8 protein-coding genes are annotated in these 12,047 nt (G+C 38.9%); 3 read left to right on the top strand and 5 right to left on the bottom strand.

Annotated features, from left to right (window positions below; genetic code table 11):
- Window positions 1–55 precede the first annotated feature (55 nt).
- The 4 genes from RMX89_RS30115 to RMX89_RS30100 form a co-directional block, all read right to left on the bottom strand.
- Window positions 56–775, bottom strand: a complete 720-nt coding sequence (locus RMX89_RS30115; RefSeq protein ID WP_322691521.1) for a DUF4079 domain-containing protein — start codon at window positions 773–775, stop codon at window positions 56–58.
- Between the two features lie 347 nt (window positions 776–1,122).
- On the bottom strand, window positions 1,123–2,715 hold the full coding sequence (locus RMX89_RS30110; protein WP_322691520.1) for a glycosyltransferase family 39 protein: 1,593 nt from the start codon (window positions 2,713–2,715) through the stop codon (window positions 1,123–1,125).
- 104 nt (window positions 2,716–2,819) lie between these two features.
- Window positions 2,820–4,472 carry a glycosyltransferase family 39 protein gene (locus tag RMX89_RS30105; protein ID WP_322691519.1) on the bottom strand — a complete coding sequence of 551 codons (1,653 nt, stop codon included), beginning with the start codon at window positions 4,470–4,472 and terminating at the stop codon, window positions 2,820–2,822.
- Between the two features lie 277 nt (window positions 4,473–4,749).
- Window positions 4,750–5,565, bottom strand: coding sequence for a GNAT family N-acetyltransferase (locus RMX89_RS30100; RefSeq protein WP_322691518.1), 816 nt, complete (start codon window positions 5,563–5,565; stop codon window positions 4,750–4,752).
- Window positions 5,566–6,330: 765 nt separating this feature from the next.
- Between RMX89_RS30100 and RMX89_RS30095 the strand changes: the two genes are divergently transcribed.
- From RMX89_RS30095 to RMX89_RS30085, 3 genes are all read left to right on the top strand, one after another.
- Window positions 6,331–7,401, top strand: coding sequence for an LOG family protein (locus tag RMX89_RS30095; RefSeq protein ID WP_322671150.1), 1,071 nt, complete (start codon window positions 6,331–6,333; stop codon window positions 7,399–7,401).
- Window positions 7,402–7,997: 596 nt separating this feature from the next.
- Window positions 7,998–9,320, top strand: a complete 1,323-nt coding sequence (locus RMX89_RS30090) for a D-alanyl-D-alanine carboxypeptidase (protein ID WP_322691517.1) — start codon at window positions 7,998–8,000, stop codon at window positions 9,318–9,320.
- Between the two features lie 266 nt (window positions 9,321–9,586).
- On the top strand, window positions 9,587–10,801 hold the full coding sequence (locus RMX89_RS30085; RefSeq protein WP_322691516.1) for an HhoA/HhoB/HtrA family serine endopeptidase: 1,215 nt from the start codon (window positions 9,587–9,589) through the stop codon (window positions 10,799–10,801).
- A gap of 513 nt (window positions 10,802–11,314) precedes the next feature.
- Here the strand turns inward: RMX89_RS30085 and RMX89_RS30080 are convergent.
- On the bottom strand, window positions 11,315–11,791 hold the full coding sequence (locus RMX89_RS30080; RefSeq protein WP_322691515.1) for a hypothetical protein: 477 nt from the start codon (window positions 11,789–11,791) through the stop codon (window positions 11,315–11,317).
- Between the last annotated feature and the right edge of the window lie 256 nt (window positions 11,792–12,047).

The following is a 12,047-nucleotide window of genomic DNA, read 5'->3' as shown; positions in this document are numbered from 1 at the left end:
TTGTTCAATAATTCCTCCTAGTCCCCTTGTCCCCTTGTCTCCCCTGCTCCCCTGCTTATTTTGGTGCTTGGGAATTTGGGGTTGGACAAGTTTTATTAACAAAATCACACTGATAAATATAGGGTTCTTGCCAATTCAGAGGAATTTCTAACAAGTCTCGCGTTCCTGTCATACCTTGTCCAATAAATAGCAACAAAGCAATGCAATTTAAAATCGTATGGACAAGACGCCAGCGATTGGACTTATCTTGATAAATATCTTGAACAATTGCTAATGAAAAAATCATTAGCAGTGCTGCGGTAATGCCAATATAATAATGTGACCAATACCACTCATTGGTGCGGCGATAGACTCCATCTTGACAGCCGATAATTACTAAACCTGCACCAGTCAAAGTTGCAAAAACTGCCCGCCACACCCGCTGTTTTGCCCGATAAAGAAATACTAATGAGGCGATGGTGGCAGCAAATATTAGCAGTATAAAAATAACTTGGAAAGGTGTTTGATTCCACAATTGATTTTTGATAATATTTTTACCAATAGGGTAGCTTAATCCGATTAAAGTTAATCCAACAACTGCACTTGTGAGCCTTTCACCTAACTGCTTATGTTCTGCACCCACCACTGGAGGAATTTTACTCTTACTACCTGCTAAAATTTGCAATCTGCGTTGGCGTGTTTGCCAAGCAAAATTAACTACTGTACCAATAAGTGGAAAGACGAATATAATTGCGATCGCAGGATGTAAAAGACCAAGAAAATCTGTTATTTGCATAGAACACCTTTCAATGAATCATTGAATTCATCACAAAGGATAATTTAAAGCATCGTACCATTACTTAAATTAATTTCAGATGAGAATTTGTTTAATATTTATTTTTGTTGTTTTTAGCTGATTTTAATCAAGAACCTATTTAAATATCTTATAAAAGATAATGACTTTAGCAAATATCTCCATATAATTTTGAATATACGAAAATATTTTTTAATATAAAATTATACAAATAATAATTGAAAAACAATTAAGTTCCTTCTCTATCTGACGCGAATTCATTTATATGAATTGCTCATAACTACAGTGTCTAGTTTTGGTTAAGTCCTAATTTTTTCAAAAATACATCGCTACCTACGTGGATTTTCTATTTTCCAAAGCAAGTAATTTTTGTCACCGTATACTACAAAAGTTTTATAATTATAATTTGTTTCTATTTGCTTACGCCAGGTATCCGAAGGATTTAGTAAAAAAATATCAGTGAACTCATCAGGAATATTAGGGATAGAAAGGTTTCTTACTAATTGAAACTGCACTTTTGGCTGTAAAAGATAGCTGAGAGAAAAGACATTTCCATAATTAATACCAGAATCATTGCTAATTAAAAGTGGATGAGTTGCCTGATTTATAATTTTTGCAACTTGTGGATTACCATAGCTAATAACCTTACTCCACCAAGTTTCGGCCTGAGAACTCACTCCATAAGAAACTAGTCCACAAATAATCACTAGTCCCATGATTGTTTGCCAGATTCTTCGGCGTACAATACTCTTATTATATAGCTGCATAGCTAGTAAATAAGTAATAGCAAGTTGAATTCCTAAATAAGAAACCAATAAATAACGTTCTGCAAGTGAGCGTATACCCCCAAAAAGTAAGTCTGGTAGCATTAAAGGTAATGCAGGAATCAGAATTAGCGTGACAATAAACAACCAAATTTTATAGTTAGTTTTTCGATAAATAAAATAAATAGAATATCCAACAAGAACTAAAAAAAATGGCGTAATTACATAGGTAAAGGGATTTTCAAAGCCTAAATCTAAATCCAGAAAAATCCTATTTAACTGTAAAAGCCAAGATTTAATCAAAGCATCTAAGGGTAAATGTCTTTTTGTCCAAGCTGTTGAACTTTTTAATTGCAACAAGTTAACTATCACAACCTGTATCCAAGGTGTAAAAGCTAAAAACCCTGCAAAAGATGCTAATAGATAAGCTTTTACTGTTCTAGTAAACCTAAATTTTGCAGTGGCAATTACATAAATTCCATGAGCGACTACAACAAATCCACTGAATAAAAATGTATAAAGACTAAGCACCAAAGTGACTGCATATATTCCCCAATTTAGTATACGTAGTACTCCATGTTGTGATTCCAATCGTAATGCTCGTAGTAATGAAGCGTTACATAGCAATATAGTCACTATCCAGAGAATATATTCTCGTGCTTCTTGGGCGTATACTAAGTGAATAGGGGAGATTGCTATGAGTGCGATCGCAACCTCAGATACCCATACCGATGCTTTAAATAATTCTCGACATAGCCAATAAATACTCGGAAAAATCAACAAGCTGATAAACGCAGATAAACTTCTGATTGCTGTCACCGAATTACCAAAGATTCCTACCCAAAGCCGAGCGAGTATATAATACAGTGGTGGATGCTGTGGATCGTCTACTTCCAAAGATATAATTGTGTCACGTAAGCCTTTCTCCATATTGGGACTTTGGAATTTGGCAAAACTTTCCTTATTAATTATGCGACCATTAAATATTTGCTGCTTAACTTCATTTGACGTATAACCAGAAATTCGTAATGAAGTGAAAGTCTCATCGTGCCAGTAAACTTTGCGGTCAAGGTTAAAAAAACGAAAAAATATACCCACCATTAACAAAACTACAATGAGAAATCGCAATCTATTCGGAGCAAGTTGGAGATGCCGCATAACTAAATTTCACAATAAATTTTACAAAAATTATGTATTTTAATGAAACAACTACATCATGTTTAATCGCTGTCATTAAAGCATCTGGTAACAGCTATAGCACGCTATAAATTAGCAGATAATTTATTATTAGATGAGATATTACGTCGGCGTACATTACGAGCTTTAGCCAATTTCCAAATCGAATAATAGCGATCGCTATAAACAATATCTGTCTTTAATTTATACTTTTTTTCTATTGTTTTACCCCAAGTGTCTGAAGGATTAAGTAAAAACACATCAGTAAACCCATCAGGAATTTTAGGAATTTTTTGATTTACCAACAAAAATCGTACTTTTGGTTCCAAAAGATAGCTTAAAGAAAAGATATTACCATAATTATTACCCAAAGCATCACCGATCAAAAGTGGACGATTACTCTGATTGATGATTTGGGCAACTTGTGGGCTGCTATAATTTATACCCTTATTCCACCAAGTTTCTGCCTGAAAACTTACCTTAGAAGAAATTAAACCACAAATAATCACTAATGCCATGATTATGTACCAAAAGCTCCGACGTGCCCCGCTCTCATTATATAGTTGTGTAGCTAATAGATAAGCAACAGCTATTTGGATTCCTAAATAAGATGGTATTAAATATGGTTCGATAGACGCTCGTATACTCCCAGCAATTAAATTTGGCAGTATTAGGGGTAATGCTGGTACTACAATTAATGTGATGATAAAAGACCAGACTTTATAGTTAGTTGCTCGACAAATAAAATAAATTGAATATGCTACTAAAGTTAAAAAAGCTAGTGCAATTATATAGCCTAGAGAATTTTCGGAACTAAGGTCTATATCAAAAAAAATCCGGCTTAACTGCATTAGCAAAAATGGAAATATAGGTATCAATTCTGACTGCATCATTGTTTTATCTGCTGAAATCAAAAATTGAAAAAATTTACCAATCACAACTGTTATCCAAGGCATGAAAGCTAAAAAAGCTACCAGTGATGCTAGCAGATAAGTTCTAACAGTTTCATTAAACTGAAATTTGGCAGCGGTAATTACATAAATTCCGTGAGCAACTGCTACAAATGCACTCCAAAGAAATGTATAAAGACTAATCGCTAAAGTAACTGCATAAAGGCTCCAAATAGCGAATAAATCTGGTTTTTGTCGTTCTTCTGCTAGCTCATCTTCTAGCCTTATGGCTCGCAGCAGAGACGCACTAGATAGTAAAATGGTGACTAACCAAAGAATATATTCTTGTGCTTCTTGGGCGTATACTAGATGAATTGGAGAGATAGCCATGAGTGCGATCGCAACACCAGGAACCGATAATGGCACATTAAATAATTCTCGACATAGCCAATAAACACAAGGGAACACCAGCAAACTAATGCAGGCTGATAAACTTCTAATAGCCGTCACCGAATTACCAAAGATTTCCATCCACAATCTAGCTATTATGTAATACAATGGCGGATGTTGAGGATCTTGTTTTGCTAAAGACATAATTGTGTCATTTAAGCTTTTTTCTGGATTTGCACCTTGAAACTGAGCAAAACTTTCTTTACCAATCACACGATTATTAAAAAGTTGCTGTTTAGCTTCATTAATTGTGTAACCAGAAATTCGCAATGAAGCATAAATTTCATCGTGCCAAAAAACTTTACTATCAAGATTAGAAAAGCGAAATAATATACCCATCGTCAATAAGAAGATAGTTAAAAATCGCAACCAACTCGGAGCAAATTTGAGATGGCGCATAAGTGGGTTTCCTAAAAAGTTTTCTCAAATTATCTAAATTAAGTGGACTGGATGAGGTGTCGCAGCTACGCCCATCGTAGACATAGCGAAGACTTCAAGCAAAGCCTATTTGTTAAACATCGCCAACTGGACTTTAATTTGATTGGGAAGATTGGCAATCAACACCTCTTCTTTATTAACTACAAAAAGAAATGGGCAAGGTTGTATCAAATCCCGCAAAACTGGATTTTGTTTTGAAACCGAGATGTCAATAAAGTATAAAATACACTAAATCTAGCTATATTTGTGGTAAGGGTTTTTTGAGAGGGTTTGGATAACGCCATCTCCCAAAGTCTGCAATATTAGATATAGTTAAAAAATCAATAGTTTTAAAGTGTCGGTCAATAGCAGGAAGGCTGCATATTTTAGCTCCAATATTCAAGTAAGCCTGCAAAATTTTAGGAATTTCAATATTAGATGAACCTGGATAATTTTGAGTCAGTTCTAAACAAAATTGTGAATTTGGGTAAACCAAAATACTTGGATGCATCAAGTTATTCTGCCGAAAATAATCATAAGCGCAAGTAGCTTGCCCAGGACATTGTGTTAGTAATGATGCACAGCCAAAGAAATATTGGTTTTTACTCCAGATGAGATAATTTGCCAGCCCTTCCCAGAGTAGTAAAAGTGCCTGACTATTGCGATATTCTTTAGCTATACATACACGCCCAACTTCCACTGATACCTGAAGCACAGAATTGGGAATTCCATTAAGATTAAATATATCGGTAGCATCAAAGCCTAGTCTTTGAGAAGCCATTATATAGGTCTGCATCCGATAAGTTCCAATAGTTTTACCCGTATGTTTGGAGATTAGGATTAAATGATGGCAAACCGCATCAAACTTATCTATATCCATCTGGGTAAAATTAGAAACAGAAAACCCCAAGCCTAGTTCAAGATTAAAAACTTCAAAGCGCAACCGAAAAATTGATTCTAATTCTTCTTCAGTTGAAGCCAGCCGTAGGGTATATTTTTCAGTTTGAAGGACGGGAAAATCTTCAAGAGGGGGAGGAGGATTCAGTGGGTAATTGATGCGTCCAGAAACTTCCATCTATCTTCCTACTTAGATTTGCGAAAATATTCTATAAGATTTAGGCACTATATAAATAACTCACATTATGAATTAATGTGTCTAAGCGTAATTGATATAGTTTGCGATCAAACATCCTTTAGAGAAATAAGCTTGGGTTAAGGATTTTTGGTACTGATTTTGACCTGTAAAGACACGTTAGCCAGCGGGACATTAGCATAGTGGGGCGATCGCGCAGCGTCTTGTAGAGAAGCCTAGTCCCATTTCGTGTCTCTACCAAGGATTTTAGGTTGAACTGAACGGTATTGCGATTTAAAGAGCTTTTTTACTTTCTTAGATTAGGGTTAGAGTGCTTTTATTATGGACATTAATTCCTAAAAAATCTGGCAATAAGATACAAAATTTTCTTTTGATATACGCTATAGATGTAAGTTATATCATTTTACACAAACTCCGATATACCGCAGAATACAGAATTCAGGAGTAAAACAAGCTTTATATCTGGGTCAGACAAATCATTGTGTACCTCACCTTCCTTGAAATCTGCTATGTATTGTGATGACAATTATCCTTAGTAGGGAAATTATGTCAATCTATCTACTAAGAGAACTTGTTATGGTGTCCAACAGTTGAAGTATTGCAACAAGCCTTATCAAAAAGATTTTTAGAATTTCCTAGCTTCAAAACCAGTTATAAATTTGCTAATTGCACATCAGAAGGCTATTCTCGCTTGCTAGAGTGTGAGTAGTTCACGTAAAATATAGTGCCATTGTTGCAGCAGTTCTCATGACCTCATCTGCGTCGTTTGACATATTAGAGTCTTTACAGGCGGATATCGCTGAATTGATCGTTCGTTTACCGACATTAAAAAATCGGCAATTTATTCAGCAAGCACTTACTACTATTGTTCGTCTAGCTGATACTGAAATTGAGCGTCTCGATTGGAAAATATTATCCGCTGCATTAGCAGATATGGAGCGCGGTTTCCAGCTTTTCTATGATTACCGACACGTTCGCAAAGTCACCATCTTTGGTTCTGCTCGTCTAGCGCCAGATAGGCCAGAATACCAAATGGCCCTTGAGTTTGCTCGCGCTGTTTCTCAATTAGGATTTATGGTGATGACTGGCGGTGGTGGTGGAATCATGCAGGCGGGTCATGAAGGTGCTGGACGAGAAAATTCCTTTGGATTAAACATTCAGTTACCCTTTGAACAACAAGCAAACCCTTTTATAGAGGGCGATCCCAAGCTAATTAACTTCAAATATTTCTTTACCCGCAAGCTGTTTCTCCTCAAAGAAAGTGATGCTGTAGCCTTGTTTCCGGGAGGCTTTGGCACTCAAGATGAAGCCTTTGAATGTATGACATTAAGCCAAACTGGTAAATTTGGGCCAGTACCTTTAGTTTTAATCGATCGCCCTGGTGGTGATTACTGGCGCTCTTGGAGCGAATATATCGATAAGCAATTAGTGCAAAACGGTCTTGTCAATCCTGAAGACCCCAACCTTTACACGGTGACAGATAACCTGGATGTGGCTTGTGACGCTATCACCCGTTTTTACCAGGTTTATCATTCCAGCCGCTATGTAAGCAATAAGTTAGTCATCCGCCTGAAGACAGATATATCAGACGCTCTTTTAGAACAACTTAATGCTGATTTTAGCGACATTATTATTCAAGGAAGAATTGAAAAAAGTCAGGCATTACCTCAAGAAGCACAAGATGAAACTGTTGGATTACCTCGGCTCATTTTATACTTCAATCAACGCGATTTGGGACGTTTGTATCAGATGATTGCCACAATTAACCGGATGGGTACTCCTTCACCAGAGGATGCAGCGCATCCAGAAAGAAAGTAGGTAAGCTAAAACACATCTAATTTGCATATTAAAATTTTCTCACTATCTTGTAGGGCGGATAAGATGTCCGCTCTGATTATGCAACTTGAATGCTGATTAGTGTATTAGCGTGAGTTCGACAATCCCTTTTTTGACCTCTCCCCCAACCCCTCTTGGACACCCAGAGGGGAGCCAAAACCCTAATTTCTCGTTGCTCCTCCCTTTCCCCGTGGGAGAGGGAGGTTGTCCGGGAGAGGTTCATCGAACTCACGTTGTATTAAGGGAAAAAAGGGAGAGAATTTTGAATACTTTCCCTTTCCTTGTTTCAAGGTTATGGAATTACCAAGAGCGATCGCACAGCATAAAGCCTTTTATTATCAGGCTGCGACACCCTGCGCGTAGGTTAAGGCAAGAGACGCGATGAATCGCTGTCAAGACAAAAGGCTGATTATTATAGAGGCGGCGATTTATCGTGTCTTTAGCGCGAAAACAATATTATTCACCCTACTTACAGATGAGAAAAACACCAGTTATTATGACTCAATACTGATTTTTGTAAAAAAGCTTGTATATTAGCACAGTAAACAACGCTTGAGATCCTAACAGAGGAATAAAAAATGCTGGAATTATTGGGTTCAGGTTTGGTGTCGCTTTGGCTGGAAATGGCTGGAGTACAAATCAAACCTCTAGATGCCTTAGATGCACTAACTTGGCAAAGTAGCCCTGGCTTTGTTCTTGCCCCCGATCCAAATCCAACTGGGGCGACTACAGTGCAGGAATATTTGAAAAAGCTCATTACATCAAAAGTGGTGGCGCAAAATCTGGCTGAGAGTCAGGGAATTTGGATGCAGTCGGGACCAATGCTGATGGCAAATCACCAAGGTACGACACCGCTGCCGGCTGCTTCTTTAACCAAAATTGCCACTTCACTAGTTGCTTTGAAAACTTGGGGGCCAGATTACCAATTTGATACTTTGGTGAGTGTCACTGGCCCAGTGGTAAATGGAGTTGTGCAGGGCGATTTGGTGGTTACAGGCCGTGGCGATCCTTTGTTTGTTTGGGAAGAAGCGATCGCTCTTGGTAATACTCTCAATCAAATGGGCATCAAGCAAGTAAAGGGGAATTTGATTATTACTGGCAGTTTTGCCATGAATTTTCAACGTCAGCCAATGCTAGCCGGTCTGATGCTCAAGCAAACGCTAAATCGGGCCACTTGGGGTCGCCCTGCAATTTATACACACTCAATCATGCCCAAGGGAACGCCCAAGCCTCAAGTTATCATTGCAGGCGCGGTGAAAGTTGAGGCGCAACCAAACCCCCAACAAACTTTGTTACTGCGTCATCGCTCATTGCCCTTGAAGCAATTACTCAAGGAAATGAATGTTTATAGTAACAACGATATGGCAGAGATGCTGGCAGACTCAGTAGGGGGAGCGCCTGTAGTCCAATCAACTGCTGCTAATCTAGCGAGAGTGCCACAAGCGGAAATCCAGTTAATCAATGGTTCTGGATTGGGGCCGGAAAATCGCATTTCCCCCAGGGCTGTGTGTGCCATGTTTATGGCTATTCAAGCTGAGGCATCTGCCCATCAACTGAATCTAGCTGACTTGTTCCCGATGTCTGGATTCGACCACCGGGGGACACTACACACCAGACACATTCCCCTGGCGACTGTGATCAAAACTGGTACTCTCCGGGATGTGAGCGCTTTAGCGGGAGTGATGCCCACACGCGATCGCGGTTTGGTTTGGTTTGCGATTATCAACCGTGGCACAAATGTCTGGGGTTTGCGGACTGGACAAGATCAACTTTTGCAAAGTGTTGTTAAACAATTACAACTACCTCTAACTGTTCCTGTTAACCTCACTCCCCACTCAGCCATCAACTCTTTACCCCAGCTAGGTGCAGTTAATCGGAATGAAATTTTATACAAAAGTTAGGGACTTTCATAATCTACAGTTAGAACAGAGAGCGGACTAATCTTATTCGCAATCCAAAAGTTTTATTGATGGGTAAAAACCGAACTTGAAAGGGTAATGTCCATAATAGCTTTTGGGTTAAATTTTCTATTAAGTTGATTACAGGTAGTTCGCAAAATGCCCTAACCCCAGTAGGGGAAAGAGCAAGCGAAACCTGAAATAAAAATAACTGTAAATAGATTTGTCACGACTAAGCAACAATTAAGCTTATAAATTAGGTTGTGATTATGCGATTTCCCAAAATATCTCGGTCTTTACGGCAACTAAGTACTCATGTTTTAGCGATCGCGCTAGGAGTTGTGCTAGCGGTTAGCACATTGCAAGTGTTACCCTCTCAAGCCGAACCAGCACCCACAATAACTGTTGATACTTCAAATCTAATTGCTCAACGGCAATCACCAGCTAGTGCTGCGATCGGTAGCAGTAGCTTTGTGACAGCAGCAGTGAATCGTGTTGGTTCAGCAGTTGTCCGCATTGATACTGAGCGAACAATTACTCGCCGCGTCGATCCATTTATGGAAGACCCCTTTTTCCGTCGGTTTTTTGGTGACGGTTTCTCCCAACAGATGCCGCCGTCTGAGCAATTACGTGGTTTAGGCTCAGGTTTCATTATTGACAAGAGCGGGTTAGTTATGACTAATGCTCATGTGGTCGATAAGGCCGATAAAGTAACAGTCCGACTCAAAGATGGTCGCACCTTTGAAGGAAAAGTTCAAGGTATTGATGAAGTCACAGATTTGGCAGTAGTCAAAATTAACGCTGGTAACGATTTACCAGTCGCGCCTTTGGGTTCTTCCACTAATGTCCAAGTAGGAGACTGGGCGATCGCAGTTGGTAATCCTTTGGGATTCGATAATACTGTTACCTTGGGAATTGTCAGTACCCTCAAACGTTCCAGCGCCCAAGTTGGCATTAGCGATAAACGCTTGGATTTTATTCAGACAGATGCTGCCATTAACCCTGGTAACTCTGGCGGCCCACTATTGAATGGCCAAGGTGAAGTGATTGGCATTAACACAGCCATTCGCCCTGATGCAATGGGTATTGGGTTTGCCATTCCCATTGATAAAGCTAAAGCGATCGCAACGCAACTGCAACGCGATGGCAAAGTTGCTCACCCCTATTTAGGTGTGCAAATGCTAACTTTGACACCCGATCTCGCCAAGCAAAATAACACCGATCCCAACTCTCCGATTCAGATACCAGAAATCAATGGTGTTTTTGTGATGCGAGTTGTTCCCAATTCTCCAGCGGCATCTGCGGGTATCCGGCGCGGGGATGTAATTCTGCAAATTGATGGTAAAGCTATTACCAGTGCCGAACAATTGCAGAATGTTGTGGAAGACAGTCGCCTTGGTCAAGTATTACAGGTAAAAGTGCAACGAGGTAATAAGACAGAGCAGCTTTCAGTCCGCACAGCCGAGTTGCAAAATGCGTCGTAGGGGCAATATAGCCTATTTTCAATTGTGTGGAATAGTAAGGGCACAGCAATGCTGTGCCCAAAGCGCGTATAGTCTATAAAGGTTTTTAACCTACAGAAGTGAGTAAAGTTTCGTGTAGCCGCGACTTCCAGTAGCCAAGACCAGTAACAATTTAGGCTTTTCAAACATCCTCTTTGAATAGAAACTGCGATGTGCGATCGCAGTTTTCGGTACTACTGGTTTCCTCTTTTGATAAGTTGGAATTGATGGGTTGCGATGCCTACGGCAGGCTACACCTAAGCATTGGGGGAGCTAACGGAGTTAGAATGCTTTCGGTCACTTATTACACATATTAGTTTTTTCGTGGAATGCTGTACTACCCTGTTTACGGGGTGAAATGAGCATTGATACTGAAACTTACGCTAAGGACTTGATGAGCCACTTTCAATACTGCGATCGCCACAGATAAATGTAGCGAACTGGAAACAAGGCAATTTTGAAACCACATTAACTGCAAATAAGGGGGTCTACCGACTAAAGCTCACCAAATCCTTCAATCTCAGCTTCACCCTTAACACGCCTACCACTTTCATTTCGCCCAATAAAATACCACTTGGTTTTCATGTTAATTAATTCGGCACTACCACTCCAATTTTGAAAATCAGTGTATTGATAATTAGGTAATATCATTCCTCTTGGACAGGAATACCATTCAATAAAATCATTACGAGTAAAGGGTTTACCTGTGAAGTTTTTGAAGTACCATTGTCCTCCAACCCAACTAAAAGCACCAAATTCTTCAATAACAACTTTTCCAGCTAATGACTCAATTGTAGTGGCATATACCCAAGTGTATTGATATCCACTTAATCCGCCTCTGTGTGCTTGTACAGGATTTGGTGTATGAGTTACTTTCAATACTGTCGGAAAAGACGAGAGTGCTTTTAGCTTACATGAACTTCTCCATACTCCGAGCAAAATTTGCAGCTTTCGTCCTATTTCTGTTATCACATACACTACATTTCACCTAGCTGTATATACTTAAACAATTATTATATGAAATTTTTCGATACAAGCCGCTAAGTTAGATGTATACAGCAATTTTGTGAAATAGATGGATTGGGAAGAGCTTTATCAAAATTGGTTATCTCAACGAAATGCTAACAATGATAATATAACGTTGAGCTTTTTTAGGATTAAGCCGATATCTGTGTAATAGACATGTCCTTAAAACAAAAGTTATGGAAAAATGATACAGAAATAAAAA

The sequence above is a fragment of the Nostoc sp. DedSLP04 genome (genome assembly GCF_034530775.1).
Taxonomy (GTDB): Bacteria; Cyanobacteriota; Cyanobacteriia; order Cyanobacteriales; family Nostocaceae; genus Nostoc.
The sequence above is the reverse complement of the archived record's forward strand: the minus strand, read 5'-3'. Positions and strand labels throughout refer to the sequence as shown.